Annotated in this window: 11 protein-coding genes; 10 read left to right on the plus strand and 1 reads right to left on the minus strand. The window is 44.2% G+C overall.

Features of this window, described 5'->3' with window-relative positions; all coding sequences use genetic code 11:
- The first annotated feature begins 159 nt into the window (after positions 1–159).
- The 8 genes from KOE27_RS13250 to KOE27_RS13285 all read left to right on the plus strand — a co-directional run bounded on the left by KOE27_RS13250 (position 160) and on the right by KOE27_RS13285 (position 10,024).
- Positions 160–1,068 (plus strand): hypothetical protein, encoded by a 909-nt coding sequence (locus KOE27_RS13250; RefSeq protein WP_215239339.1) that lies wholly within the window; start codon positions 160–162, stop codon positions 1,066–1,068.
- 1 nt (position 1,069) lies between these two features.
- Positions 1,070–2,167, plus strand: a complete 1,098-nt coding sequence (locus KOE27_RS13255; protein WP_215239340.1) for a hypothetical protein — start codon at positions 1,070–1,072, stop codon at positions 2,165–2,167.
- Between the two features lie 301 nt (positions 2,168–2,468).
- Positions 2,469–3,095, plus strand: a complete 627-nt coding sequence (locus KOE27_RS13260; RefSeq protein WP_215239341.1) for a 2OG-Fe(II) oxygenase — start codon at positions 2,469–2,471, stop codon at positions 3,093–3,095.
- A complete protein-coding gene (locus KOE27_RS13265; protein ID WP_215239342.1) occupies positions 3,085–4,119 on the plus strand; it encodes a hypothetical protein in 1,035 nt (344 codons plus the stop codon). Before KOE27_RS13260 ends, KOE27_RS13265 begins: the two co-directional genes overlap by 11 nt.
- Positions 4,116–4,652, plus strand: coding sequence for a hypothetical protein (locus KOE27_RS13270; RefSeq protein WP_215239343.1), 537 nt, complete (start codon positions 4,116–4,118; stop codon positions 4,650–4,652). The genes KOE27_RS13265 and KOE27_RS13270 overlap by 4 nt, the downstream gene beginning before the upstream one ends.
- Before the next feature lie 425 nt (positions 4,653–5,077).
- The gene (locus KOE27_RS13275) at positions 5,078–5,686 is read left to right on the plus strand and encodes a hypothetical protein (RefSeq protein WP_215239344.1); all 609 of its coding nucleotides are present in this window, start codon (positions 5,078–5,080) and stop codon (positions 5,684–5,686) included.
- Positions 5,687–5,941: 255 nt separating this feature from the next.
- Entirely contained in the window at positions 5,942–6,502 is a 561-nt protein-coding gene (locus tag KOE27_RS13280) for a hypothetical protein (protein ID WP_215239345.1), read from the plus strand.
- 150 nt (positions 6,503–6,652) lie between these two features.
- A complete protein-coding gene (locus tag KOE27_RS13285) occupies positions 6,653–10,024 on the plus strand; it encodes a hypothetical protein (protein ID WP_215239346.1) in 3,372 nt (1,123 codons plus the stop codon).
- 3 nt (positions 10,025–10,027) lie between these two features.
- Here the strand turns inward: KOE27_RS13285 and KOE27_RS13290 are convergent, their stop codons facing one another.
- The gene (locus KOE27_RS13290; RefSeq protein WP_215239347.1) at positions 10,028–10,285 is read right to left on the minus strand and encodes a hypothetical protein; all 258 of its coding nucleotides are present in this window, start codon (positions 10,283–10,285) and stop codon (positions 10,028–10,030) included.
- A 414-nt stretch (positions 10,286–10,699) separates the two neighbouring features.
- Between KOE27_RS13290 and KOE27_RS13295 the strand changes: the two genes are divergently transcribed.
- A complete protein-coding gene (locus tag KOE27_RS13295) occupies positions 10,700–12,520 on the plus strand; it encodes a hypothetical protein (RefSeq protein WP_215239348.1) in 1,821 nt (606 codons plus the stop codon).
- Positions 12,520–15,114, plus strand: a complete 2,595-nt coding sequence (locus KOE27_RS13300; RefSeq protein ID WP_215239349.1) for a hypothetical protein — start codon at positions 12,520–12,522, stop codon at positions 15,112–15,114. Before KOE27_RS13295 ends, KOE27_RS13300 begins: the two co-directional genes overlap by 1 nt.

Genomic DNA, 15,114 nt, shown 5'->3' on the forward strand with positions numbered 1-15,114 from the left:
TGCAGAAATAAGTCCAATCGACAATTAAATCTTTGGGTATCCACCCGCATCGGAAAAAAAATACTTGGTAGCCTGTACCGCACACAGGAAGCAATCAAAATTATTTTTCACAATTGGCAGAAGTGCCGCACAACTCTTGGAGGAATCCGACATTCATCTATGGAAATAGAACAACTTTTAAAGATCATAAGCCAGATTCTAGGTATTCCAGTGGCACAAGCCAAGGAATTAATAGAAGCAGAAGATGGCGAAAAAGCAGTAGCAGACCTAAGTAAAGAAAATCTCAAAAAGAAGTTTGACGCCGGGCATAAAAAAGGTATGGGACAAAGCGCCGAGACACTTGCTAAGGCAATTTCAGACGAATTAGAGATTGATGTCAACGGCTCAACACCGGCGGATATCGCTTCTTCACTGAAAACTGCATTTGAAACCAGATCAGCAGAAGGTATTTCAGAGGAAACCGTAAAAGGCACCGAGGCTTATAAAGCTCTGCAAGCAGATTTAACCCGCGCACAGCAGGAACAAAATAAACTTGTTGAGAAAAAGGTCAAAGAGGCTTTGAAGGAAAAAGAGGCTGATTACCAGAAAAACCTGAAAGCCGCAAAACGAGAGGCTCTTAATACCGAGCTGACCGCAAGGGCCGAAAAGTGGCTGACTGACAACAATGCAATACTGCATAAGGATCCAGAAAAGCGGAGACTGCAGATAAAGGAATTGGTTGATAAGTTGGGTTCGTTTGAAATCGAGCGCGACGGGGAAACCTTCCTGATTAGTAAGGACGGACAACCGTTGACTGATCAAAGCGGACACAATGCAGGTTTGGATCAAGTGTTCAAAGATTATGATCACCTTTTTCACTTCCAGGAAGTACAGCAGCGCCAATCAAGCGGGCTGCCAGCCGGTGGAATACAATCAGGAGGTCAGTCGAAGTTCACTCACTTTAAAGGAAAGGTTCCAGAAAACCAGGATGAAATGAATAAGATCAATTTGGAATACGCTGAAAAGAAGATTTCCAGAGAGGCCTACCAGGAAGTTAAAGCGGCTTTTGCTGAGCAACCAACAAAATAAAATGGCATTAGGAGTATTTACCCCGTCTGTTATGCCTCAGATTTTAGCGAATCTTGAGGACTCAATGACAGATTCCCGTGTACAGCAACGTCATAATCTCATGCCGAAACATGAGATACTTCGTCTTGTGAAAGAGCAAGAAACAGCAACATTTGAAAGTGTTCGGCCAAATGACCGTAAGTGTGAGGAGTTCAGTGTTGCATGGCTGGAGGAATCCGATACCGAAGCAACCGTTCATACATCAGTCGACGCTATTCACAGAGCGCCTTGCTCTATTTCCGGCGAGCAACTTCAAAGCAACAAAAAGACCTACAAGGTAGACAAGTCGGTAAAATATACCGTAGAAATCAAAGACGAAGATTGCGGTAACATGTTCGATACTGAATCAAAAGTAGCTCTTGCACTTCTTCAGGGTCAGAAAAAACTTGTTGCCGCACTAGCGAAAACGCTACCTGGATATATCTATGCTTATGCCGGGGTCAATCAGGCAGATGGAATTGATTTTGACGGTAATATTGGAGAAAACGACTCGACAGATCCGTTCGTAACAATTGCGCCTGCTGATCTCATTGCGGAAAAAACCATTCCATATCTGACCATGCTTGCAGAGTTCAATACACTGCAAAATCCAATATTGGTAGATGGAGGTATGTTTTTCCTTGATCGTTGGAAGGCTCAGGCACAAGCGGGAACCAACGCGGGTGATGTTGGTAACGAAAACTTCTGGGCTTTGGCAAACTACAACCAAGATATCTGGAATATGAACAAAGCCGGTTATCTAAACTGGGCGTTTGTTATCGACCGTGGGAATTTGGCTCTTCCGATTGTTTCTTTCTTCCCTCGCTTAGGTGGGGATAACGAGGTTGTTGCAGATAAATATATCTACAGTATCCCTCTTGCCGGTATTACACTTGGCGGGCAACCGGTTTACATCGACGTTACTTACACAAAGTCAGAATCGCAAATTGGTTCGACAGGACGTTGTGAATTGGTCCATGTATTCAACATGGAGTTGAAATTCAATTTATGGCAAGCCCCAAGATACACGACTGATCCTGTAACTGGAATCATCGCGCTGAAAAAAGGTTTAGCCGCGTAAACAAATAACGGATGGCGTCTGCTTGTTATAATTTGTGGAGAGTATACACCAACAGCAAAGGTAAATCCAAATGGGTTAATGAGGGACCGGCACCAGATATGTCGTGTCCCTCATGTCCTGATATAGGATTCCCGCCTGATGGCTATTGGAACGGATCAGCGGCGTGTTCTGGTGGAAATATCCAAAAATACGTGGCCGACGGTCTGGGTGGCGAAAGATTGGGTGATATTCTTGTTTATTCTTCTCCTGTCTGCAATGGTGATTACTACTTAGGACAGGGCCCGATTTCAAACTACTACCCATGAGCATATCGGATGAATTGCTAATCCACAAATTGTTTTACATCGACAACATGATTTCTCCTGAAACATGTATGACGATGTATCTGGATATGAGCGAAAACGCGGTATTCCAGTCAAGTATGGTTTCAGATAAACGAGGTGACCGAAATGCCGCAACCGACACAAATTATAATGACATCACTCATGACGGAAGGATTTCAGAAACGGCCTTTGCACATACTTACACAGAAAAAACCAGAAACGCTTTGGCGCTCATCGCAAAAGATGTTGCGTCAATTTTGGGTGTTGATACAAACCAGTTTGAACCTTGGCAGTGCACAAGATATCGCAGCGGAGGCCTGTTTGATTATCATGATGATTGCGGTAACTGGGCTTCTAATGAGCGTCTTTATACAGTTATGCTCACACTTCGGGCTCCCGACTTCGGCGGCGGAACTCATTTCCCAAGGCTAAACAAAGAGATACCAAGCAAAATGGCAAGGCTGTTAATTTGGCGGAATCTAGATGAAGACTTCCTGTGTGACGGAACCTCAATGCATGCTGGAATGCCAGTTGGGAAGGAAGGGGAAGAAGACGAAAAAATGATTGTTGTAACCTGGGTAAGAAGACTTAAGTATGTATCCTGATTGTCTGGAAAATCTGTTGGGTTTAATAAGCGAGGATTGCTCATGCACCGATCTTGGCGCTATTGCCAACGAGTCGAGCATAAATCTATTTGTCGATCAAGATCCAAATTATGACGCATGCCGATTTAAAGTTGGATCAAGTGATTGTGATTTGATCTCATTGCTCAATAAAAGCCGGGCCGAAGCATATCGTCAGGTTTCCATGGATTTACCAGCAGTGTTGAGCAAATCGATCAGTGTCAAAGCGGATTCGATGTATTACATTGGTCAGCCAAGCATTGGAAGATATCTTTTAACCTCGGAAGTACCTGCTCATCCATCAATCAAAATTGCTACCAATGTACGGCCAGGTGCTTATGTTGGAATTAAGAAAATAGGGCTAATGCTTTCCCCTGTTTCCGGGGCTTTTGACTTGGATCTTCGGGTTTACCGGCTGTTGAATGAGACTGAAAGGGAACTGCTGAAAACATGGTCGATTAATGTTGCAAACTTTTCAGTTAATACTAAAACTGTTGAAGAGCTGCGTCTGCCATGCGACGGGTATACCTATTTGATCGAATATGACTTCGATCCAGAAGTTTTCCGTGTTCCTGAAACCAGATATCACTGCTCATGCGGGGATAAAATCAAAAATGCCAAGGATTTCATTTATGAGCAGATATTTGATGAGGCTGGGAATAAAGCCGATGTCAAATCCTACGGAATTTCCATACCCGCAACAATGGGATGTGAACAAGGATCTGTCGTGTGCTCATTGATGAATAATCCTGATTACAAAACTGTAATTGGCTTCATGGTTCGTAATAAAACCTTGCAATTGGTTTTACAAAAGCAGGTGACCCGGCAGGAGGTAAATAGAACCACGCTTCTTTCTCCCGAGGACCTTGCCAACGCAATAAGTAATTTCAGCATGCAATACACAAACCGGTTAACCTGGTTTCAGCACGAAAAGAATTTCAACGTGGACGGGTTTTGTCTAAGTTGCGGCGGACCCAGAAAAATAAATATGCTTACAGGGCGATGACCATAAAAGAATTCCGACTTCATCTCGCTAAAATCAAACAGCGTATCAACGATGAGCTACCGAAGTTATCGGAGCAAGTCGCTGTTGCAACTCTCAGTTTGGTTAAGGATAGAAGTATTGAGGAAGGTATCAGCATTGGCGGGAACGAATCAAATAAAGCGGAGTATTCCAAAAAAACATTTCCAACAACCCGATTAAAAGGGAAAGAAAGAAACGCTGGAGGTCGCGCTTACATCGAAGCAAATGCCCTGGGCAACTGGGCCGGGTTCCGACAAGCGCAAGGCTTAAAATCTGACAAAGTGAATCTATCCTATACAAACCGTATGTGGACGGGAATTCAGGTATTAAGCACGACACAAACAGGATATGGAAAGTTCCAGTCCATTATCGGGGCCGCTGATCAGGAAACAAGGGATAAAATAGAGGCAAATGTGGAGAGATTCGGCATGTTTCTCGATCCAACGCCTGACGAAATAGAAATTGGCCGGGATTCGGCTACTGTTGTTATAAACCGCCTGATCCGAGATGTGTAATGTATATACTGGTCCGGGACGTAGTGGAAAAATGCACAGAAAACTGTGAAGGTGTTAAACTTTCTCAGATATGTGAAAAAGCAAATGCAGCGGAGTCGATTAAGGTGGATTTCTTCGGAATCATTCAGGTAACCGACGACTTTTTGTTTGGATTTTTATCTCAGTTAAAGAATACTGAAACCTCATTAACACAGCTTCAATATGTCAGAACTCCCGCTTACATCCGCAGAAAAATTCAAAAAGTTTGTCAAGTTGTGGGGCAGTAGGATACTCGTGGTTATCGCAATCGCTTTTTTCCGCATTGTCGCTGTTGTTTTCCTTGCTGTCGGATTAGCAATACTACTTATCGCCATGCTGGCTATCGGGGCTCATAGAACAGGCGTTTTAATGCGTCAATTATCATCCATTTTAATAAACTCCCCGCTATGACACACGAAGTTGCGCGCGTCCTGGCTACTGCATTAATGCCGATGTATAACCATCAGCTCGTTACAGTGTTGGGTGGTTTGGTTAAAATGGCCTTGACCGACAAGGGAGGTAAAACCGTACGATTCCCAGTACCCCACAGCGACGCATCCCAGCCAATGCAGATTGATAACAATGCTTTCATTCCGGATGCCAAACAAAGGGCAATTATATATTTCGAGGGCACCGATTCTGATATCGTATCCTTCGATCGAGATAAAAGCCGAATGAGAACAAACTTGAAGCTTATTTGCTGGTACAATCTGAACATGTTCCAGGTTGAAGGTTCCAATTCGGTGGCGGTTACATTACTTAACAACGTTTTGGGTCTATTGCCGTCAGCATCAGCGCTACCTGGGGAAATCCTGGCACTGAAAACCGTAGCCACGAAGGTTATTGATAAAGGACCAAATCTTTTTTCTCAATACACCTATAAAGAAGAGCGCAGCCAGTACCTTCAGGATCCTTATTACGCATTCGGGATTGACTTATCCTGCACATATCAAATCAATCACACATCGGATTGCCATGGAAAACTTATACCGGTCGATACTGTTGAATGCTGTTAGTATTTCGCTGATCGCCTCTGTTATCGCCTTTGTGTACGTCACTATTCTAACCCAGCCGGGCCACGTGCTTTCCTGGTGGAAGCGATTTGTCTGGGACGCCTATGGAATAGTTATTAAAACTCAGGAGCAACAGGAAAAATACCTCTGGGTGTTAAATCCAATTCTTGAATGTGAGCTCTGCGTTTCGGGACAGCTTGCCCTTTGGCTTTTTATTTTCACAATACCATTTAATTTAATCGGGATTATTTTTTCTATATGTCTGTCGATACTGCTAACGAAAATACTGAGCCGGTTGCTGGCTTAATCCAAATACCTCATACAGCCAAATCTTTTGAGGCGGGAGGCCATACCTATCATGTCGAAGACTCGCTATCCATCGAAAGATACAAAGCCTTCCAGCGGATGGAAATTGAACTCGGGTATGGGTATAATTTCTCAGCACTCACAGATAAACTTCAGTTAGCCTATCAGTACCAGAACGAGAGAAAATTTGCCGACGTTTCGGTGATCCTTTATCAGTTAATCGAGGGTGCAGTTGCAATCAGTGAAAAGAAACCTACTGCTTTATACGTGGCTACTCTATTCATTAACCGGTCCGATGAAGACCGGACGGTATGGAGCCGGACAATTGCCGAAGAAAAACTGAAAGACTGGAATAATATCGACGCCAATTTTTTTTTGATTGTGGCTCTAAGCAGAGTAAGAAATTTCGGGAAGAGTTTGAACGAAATTTCCCAGCTACTCGAATCAGTAGGCGCAATAAACAAGACGATAGCGGACGACCTGTTTCCTGCCGATCCAGAATTAAACAGTTAAGCGATTATTGGGCAGAAGTGCAACACACAATGCTGGAAGTTGCTTCATTCCCGGATCAAAACCGAATGGACACCTTTGATTTCTTTCACCAGTACCGCGTGTGGGAAAAAAGGGCGAAACAAAAAGTTGAACAATTAAGATCGAAGAGCAGTGGCAGACATAGAAAGTAAATATGACCTGGACGTTTCCAGCCTGTTGAATAAACTCAATCAGGTTGAAAACGCTTTTGGCGCCCATGAGGAGAAAATAAAAAAACTTGCCTCAATTGATCCATTCAAACAGGCATCAAAGGGTGCTGCAACTTTTGACAAAGAAATGTCAGAGGGAGTGCGCACCTATGCGATGAACGAAGAAGCCGCCAGGGGTTTGACCGGTGAGCTAAAACGTATCGGCGATGAGATGGGAAAGGTCAACACCAAGAAAAAAGAGTTTGTAGCCGCTGATAAATACAAAGCCGTAAAAACAGAACTTTCCTCAGTAAAAGAAGAGCTCAAAAAGGTAAATAAAGAACTTGACGAGCAAGCCAACAAAGCAAAAGGAGCATCCGGTGGATTCGGCTCTATGTCAAAAGGAATCGGCATGATCAAAGGTGCTTTCCAGGCTTTTATTGGTTTGCAGGCTGTTCAGTTCATTTATAATCTGGGAATGTCGGTTTTTAACACGACCGCTCAGTTTGAAAAATACAGTAAAGTTCTTGAAAACGCACTTGGTAGCCAGGATTTGGCGGAAATGAGCATGGAAGCTCTTAAAAAAATCGCCGCTGAAACTGCTTTCGGGCTGGATGAGTTGACGGAAGGTTATGTGAAGATGGTAAATAGAGGCTTACGTCCATCCACCCAGGAGATTGTGAAACTAACCGATCTGGCGGCTTCTCAGGGGAAATCCTTTGATCAGTTGGTTGAAGCTGTTTTGGATGCGCAGACCGGCGAGTTTGAGCGACTCAAAGAGTTTGGTATTAAAGCAAAAAAGACCGGAGATGATGTTTCACTGGCCTTCAAAGGGCAAACCGTAAAAGTAAAAGCCACCGAGAAAGCAATTTACGATGCGGTTATTGCAATGGGTGCTATGAACGGAGTAGCTGGCCAGAACGCGGAACTTATGGAAACCCTTGGAGGGAAAACCAGCAATTTGAGCGACAATATTGATAGCCTTGCCGTTAAGCTGGGTGATGTATTAATGCCCGTTTTTAACGGAGTTCTCAACGGCTTGAATAATGGTGTTTCGGCATTGAGTTCTCTTTTGTCTTCTTTTACCAGGTGGGCCGGGATCACAGATGGCGTTGAAAGCTCTCTTGCTGATCTGAATGACCAGCAAAAAATAACGATCGATGCTGAGAAGAGATTAAACCCGCTTATCGCACGGTATGAAGAGTTGAAAGGGAAGACCAACCTCAATAAACAGGAACAGGAAGAACTCCGGAAAGTAATCGATGAGATTCAGAAGATCGTTCCAATGGCCGCCACCGCCTTTGATCAATACGGAAAGGCCCTGGACATCAACAAAGATAAAGTTGATGAATACATCAAAAAGAATCAGGGGTTAACCAAGGAAATGAAGCTCCTTGCCAATCAGAATATCACCAAAGAACTGGACGATTTAGGCAAAAAACAACTCGTTCTCATAAAGGAATTGAACCAGGGATATGAGGAAGTATATGTAAACGGAGTCAGGAGCGAACAGAAACTTACCAACGAGCAGATCGTTAAAAGACAAATTGCACTCAACGATATTAAAAATCAAACGATCAAACTCCGCCGGGCCTTGCGGGGATTGGATAGCGATTACGTGAGGCCAACCGGCGAATTGCCGACAACGGGGGGTACATTAAGCAATGCGGCACCCGGGTTAAGTGACGCAGAAAAGAGAAAACTGGAAGAGGCTCTTAAAAAATACAATGAGGAGCGAATCAAACTTGAACAGGAATATGGGAAGGAAAGGCTCGAACTGCTCAAAGATGATGAGCTGAAATATATTGACGAAAAAGCCAAACTAGCCAAAAAGGAGATTGAGCTCGAAAGACAGAAATACCTGGCCATAAAACAGGCGGCAAAAGGCAAATCGGCAAAACTTTCCAGCAATGAAAATGCCATATTTGACGCCCGTAGCGGTTTCGTTGACGAAAAGGCAGAGATGGAGAAGCTTAAATTCATCAATGACAACGAAAAAGAAATTACCAAGATCCTTTCAAACGAATATCAGAAACAGCTTCAAGAGGTTGAATATAAGTATGAAGAGCTTTTTAAAAAGGCCCAAAAATCCGGTATCGATATCGTAAAACTTGAAAAGCAGAAACAGAAGGAGATTAAAGAAATCGAGCTTAATAACGCCCTGGGAAACCTGGATAAGGAGGCCAATATTAATATTCAGGGCTCCGAACTCGATGTTATTCAGGCTCAAATCGATGGCCGGATTGATCTGGAATTAGAAGCCAGGAAAAAGATGCTGGAAATCGAAAAAATGTATAATGAGCAGAAAATTAAACTTATTGAAGAGTCCGGTACTGATGAGGAAAAGGCCCGAATTCTTCCACTTCTAAAAGCCAACAAGGAGATTGAAAAAGAAATAAATGATCTCAACAAAAGCATAAAAGGAATGACTTTCGATCCAAACGCTTGGATTGAGAAAATATTTGGAAAGGACGGAGGGGAAGCCTTCAAAGATGCAGCAAAAAGCATTGGTAGTAGCATTAAAGAACTTTACGACGCACAGGAGCAGCTTGTCCAAAAAAGAATCAGCCGGATAGAAGAAGAAATCAGCGCAAAAGAAGGCCAGGTAGCAAAAGAGCAGGAATTGAATGAGCAAGGCGTTGCCAATAACCTTTCGCTTCGTCAAAAGGAACTTGCTGAGCTGAAAAACGCCAGGGAAAGAGCGCTGGCTGATCAAAAAAGAATTCAGCGCGCCCAGCTGGTAATAGATACCGCTTCCCAGGTAAGCGCAATGATCACCGCAGCTTCCAAGGTGTTTGCCGGTTTTTCCAGCATACCGGTTGTGGGCGTAGGTTTGGGTATTGCCGCCGTTGCTTTGATGCTTGGCGCCTTTGCCGCTGCCAAAATAAAAGCATTTCAGTTGGTGAATCAGCAGAAAGCGGAGTACGAATTCGGCGGCCGAATTTCCGGCCGTCGTCACTCGGAAGGTGGTGAAGATGTAAACGTTGAAGACGGCGAATGGATCGTTAACCGGAAATCATCAGCAAAATATGATGGACTTTTGGAAGCGATCAACAAGGGAAATGATAAATTGGTAATGGATTATCTTGTCAGGGATCTTCTTGCCAACACTGGCGTTACCATTTCGGAGCCCGAACGAGAGAAATCAATGCGGTTCCTGCAAGAATATAAAGCAGCGATGACCCGAAACGATGATGAGCTTGTAAATGAAATCAAGAATCTTAGAAGCGAACTGCAGGACATCAAAAAAGGGACCAACCGCATACCTAAAACTCAATTGGTAAATGTGGCACCAGGTAAATACGCTGAGATTTCGGATAGCGCGACGGTGATACGGGATTTGGGGAATAGATAGGTACTATCTCCTGTAACACTTTATACTCATTGTTTCATTTGGATTTGCTGGCTTCCAAGCTGCAATAAGCTGTTCTTTTATTTTGTCAATCTGCTTATTGGTGAATTTACAATGTTCTGTTTTGATCTTTGTGCCAGGATCATCCCTTGAAACAGTAATATATTGAACGCAGTCCCAGCAAAATTTCTTTTGAGGCACTGGTAATGAGTTGTCGCAGGAAACAATTAGGGTGATAATTAAAATGCAGGATAGTTTTTTCATGTCAGGGTTGTTGATAAACCAAAGGGTTACGAAATGTAACCCTTTCTAATGTATTTACAAAAATTTGTTATTTACCGGCTTTACCACGAAAGACAACCCTAAATACCTTTGACCAAAAACTTTCCTTTTTAACCTTGATAACCCTCAGTTTTACAGAGAAATTCTGTCGACTTCTAACAACAAAAATTCGATCTACAATACGGTACTCGAACCTATCGAAGGTATAGCGCCGCAGATTATCAGAAGCTATCAAGTCGCCTACCTGTGGTATTATCTCATAATTAGTTTCATAGCTGCAGTCAACGCCAGGTTCTTCAATTCCTTCGACCCAAATAGATATCATAAGATTCAGTTTTATTTCTAAGCAAATTTAGCGTTATTTATTTCGTTTTTATTTCATTTAGAATAATTTTCGTGTCCTACATCTATCACCTCGAATACGCGACCAGAACGAAGGTTATCCAGCCTCAAAGCGTTGGCAAAATAGTTGTTGCCCGTGAGCAGGACGAAGCGTTTTTCCGTGAAAAAATGAATGGATCGGTGGTAGTGGTCGGTGAAGATTATGATTTTCTCAGGGATGCCGAATTCTTCGCCCTTGAATGTTGCCAGGAAATCACCTTTCTGATAGAGCGCACTTGCGGAACAACGAAAGAATTATTCTGGGAGGGCTATTTTACGCTATATGACATTGAATGGGATTTGGATAACAGGACCGCGACAATAAAAAAGGTAAATGTCCGGGATCGTTACAATGTGATATTCTCCAACTGGCACAAAGAAGTTAACTGGTTTGGATACATTCCACCACACCGGCCCGCCGCAACATACCCTTCTGTTCATCCACTTGTCAGATTCAATAATACCACTCTTGGCTCGCCTGAGTACAATCCAAGCGGATCAACAACATGGACGAGAGGGTTCTATTTTAATTACGCAATCCTTTTTTTAGTAAAAGAAACACTGAAAGAAACCGGAGCCGAGGCATATTCAGATATCACAGAGGCGCAAATGTCCCAGTTTCTCACAGCTGAAACCAATCCGGTAAACGGGAAAAGCAACTTTTTGAAAGACGTGATTCTAATGCACATTTCAGATGCAAAAAGACCTGGATCTACCGAATGGGCCGATACCGGGATTGTAACCCTAAAAGAGGTTTTGGCTGATCTAAAATCGCTATACAATGCATACTGGTTTGTAGATGATGACGGCCATTTCCGGATTGAGCATCTGAGCTTTTTTTCAAACTTTTCGTACACGCCGCCTGGCATAACGCTGGACTTGACAGAAGTAAGGTTTAAAGATGCGATGAAGGGTACAAATCAGTATTCATACCAAACAGAACTTTTGAAGGGCCGGGAAGGCGTTGAACAAACAATCAGCGCTGCAGGCTACGAAGCAAAATCTGAAGTTTGGACGCAGTTCGCAAACCCGAGCAGTCCCGAGTTTTCCGGTGCTTACATGGTTTATGGCGAAAGCTGTGTCCCGCGTGATGATAAAGGAGAGGCGTCTACTGAATTCAAAATCATCAACCTGTTCACAACTGATTGGAGGACCGTGACCTTTAAGCCAGACACAGTGCCAGATCAGGGATGGGTATTAGTTCATGTTACCAATTTTCTAGCCGAGGACGGCGTGAATTATGGATGGTGCCCCGTGTCTGGGGATCGATATATAAACGGCGACCTGTCAATGACCAGGCTCTACTTTGAGTTCGGCCGAACAGATCTAAGCTTCAATTATGGCATGTTCTCATGGCAAAAAGAACAACCCAAGCTTGTTGATCCGGAATCAAACTACATCACCGAAAGACCACTGAAGGCACGGACCGTTAAACGGGTAAAAACCTTCAAAGCGATTGAACTGGATATGTGCTGCGGCGATGATTACGACTTTTCAGGCTTCATAAAACATCCGCTTGACGATAATTGCGTGGTAGAGCAGCTCGAATACGACACTGAGCAGCAGATTGTTACCATGACCGTGAAATCTGCCAATGAGTGCACAGATATTCCTTTTCCGGACTACGAAGAAATACTCGAACCAAATCCAGATTGTCCGCTCGAAGGCCAGTTATTAAGAACTGAGCAGACCCGCAGGTACAGCGCTCATACCGCAATTAATTACGTGTACATCACTGAATTTACTGATTACTACGCCGATGGAGAATGCGGAGAATATACAAAAACCAGGGAGACGCGCACAGTGTCGCCTAAAAGAACAAACGGGCCCAGATAATGAATAATCTATTACATTCTCTTCCATTTCAGCAGGACGCCAAGCGTCTTTCATCCTGCTATTGCGAGGGACAGGGTTTTGATCCGCCGTCTTTTAAGCTTTATTCAGAGGCCGACCGGCTTCCTACATTTTCAATACGACTTCCGCCCATAGGTGAAGAGCCAGACTTGACCTATGCAAACGAGTGTATCCATATTTCGTACTGCGACGGGTCGCCAGCGCAAAGTCTGACCATGGAAGAAGCTGGCGTGCAGATTTATAAGGATAGCGCTTCTTACTACATCGTTTACAAAGGAGATCGTATACCAACACTCGGCCTGGAATGTGGTAAATGTTTCCGTATGCGGATCATGAATTACTATTCCGAAGTTTTTTGGGTTACGCAGACGCCAGAGGCAAAAATTAAGATTGAGTTTTCTAACAATGGCCAACAACTCGGAGACGTACCATATCAGAGTTTTATTGTTCAAAAACTGCTCATAGATGGCGAAATCTGCTCATTAGATGCAGATCTTTTTGAGAATCGCAAAACTGAAAACAGCGGGAAAGAAACAATCTCCTATCAGCGGCTTACTTACCGGAAAAAGCTTACGATTTATGCGGCCCCTGATTTTATTTCTCAGTTGCTCGCTTCGGCTCCGATGCATGACGGCTTCAAAGTTTCGCAGGGAGCAGAAGAAATAATTGCATTAAAAAAACGGGTAAAGGTTGATCAGACCCAGAACGGATGCTGCGATTATGACATTGAGGTGACGCTACCTTACAAAGATTCCGAAATCATTGGTGGCGTTTGTCAATCCGATACCGACCCGACTTTGGTTTTGGTTGATATTCCCGAAGACCTACCAGATAGTTGTGAAGTAGATGACGAATGGACCGCCACAAGTGAGGTGATGTGTTTGAAGTTTGGCCAGGTGCCGCCGCCTATTGATCCGCCTATCACCCCGGTCGGTACGCCACCAGTTGGAACAACACACCCGCCAGAGGGCCGGGTGCTTACAAACATCACCCTTACGGTTTCCTGTACCAACCCATGGATTAGCGGCGGGATTAAATACAAGAAAAAAATCACCAAAACAATTGCAGACGGAGAAGGAGGGTTTACGACCGAGTTGAGCTTTGCTGAGCCGTGCGATCTTGTTATTGTGACTCACTCTGTTTCAAGTCCGCAGTGCGAAGCAGGTTTGCCACCCGCCGGAACACCACCGGTTGGAACCCCGCCTGTGGGTACGCCTCCTGTTGGTACTCCGCCAGTCGGAACCCCACCAGTTGGAACGTCTCCAACCGAAAAATACCAATTAGTTTTAGGCACAACCGGGTCCGGGTTTGACGCGTCCGCAACGCATGGCATAGCGCCGGAATGGGTTGAAAGGATTGAAGCGTTCAACTATTCATGGGGATGGGGAATTACAGGAGTTGCGGTATGGGTGCCATGGGATAACTGGGAGCCGACAGCTGGAAATTTTCAGACCGCAGCAATGAACCGCGTGATTTCGTATTTAAATGCCAGAAACCTTGACCTTCATATTGTTTTCATTGCACGAAGGACGGAAGGAGACGGATTTATTACCAGCGATGAAACGGTTAAGGGAAGCGACGGAACCGTTTGCAAAGAAGGCCCAACCGGAATCTATCCGTCATACGGCTGCGTAAGAACCAACGCTTTAATCTATACGGCTGTTGCCGCATTGGTGAACGTTGTCAAAACATATTCTCGCGCCGGAGTAATGACATTAGGTGGCGGAACAACCGGGGAATTTGTAAACCACGTATTTAACGGAGAGGATCATAGGGAACTTGGAGATTTCTGCACAGACAGCCTTACCCGTTTCAATACATGGTGCACAACAAGGGGACTCGCTTCGGCTGGAACCCCTCCTATTATTCAGGGAACCGGCATAGATTGGCCGCATCCTGACTGGGGAGACGCAAGAGGTGTCGAATTCGGAAGATTCCTTTCTTACTGCCAAAAAAAGTACTACAAAAATTTCTGCGATGCGGTTAAGTCCGTGTCGTCACTCAAGTGCATTTATTTCTATGCAGCCGCAGCAAACAGCCAATTAGCCGCAACCAGCAACGCTAACATGAATTACATCGCCGCGCCCGGTGACGGAATGTATGGATCAGAGGGCGACGGATTGTACGGACATGACGGCAAGGTTCTTTGCAACTCGGTCAATATTGGCACAATGCCAAACGGTATCAGTTGCGTTGAATTCGACCCGGATGATTTAAGCACCTGGCGGTATGATCACGGAACTACGCCTCCCTACTGTAATGGGAATTTGAATTACGGAATCATGAAAAGTTCCATGGAAAATCTATACGCGAAGGGTTGTATGATTATTCACTGGGCAATGTCCTTTTGCCCGTCGGAAATAGCCGGAATGTCCGAAGCATTGCAGCAACTAAAAGTAAGCTATATCGGGAAAACATACGTTCGACCTACATTGAACGGGGCAAACACTGTTGAAGTTGAAGTCACTGCAAAGTATCGGGCAGGAACAAATCTGAACGACGGAATTGATGCAAGCACAAAGTATATCAAGTACACTGATAATGATTTTTGGGGCGGAGTAAACCCACCAGCATAG

This window comes from Dyadobacter sp. CECT 9275, assembly GCF_907164905.1.
In the GTDB taxonomy this organism is placed as follows: Bacteria; Bacteroidota; Bacteroidia; order Cytophagales; family Spirosomataceae; genus Dyadobacter; species Dyadobacter helix.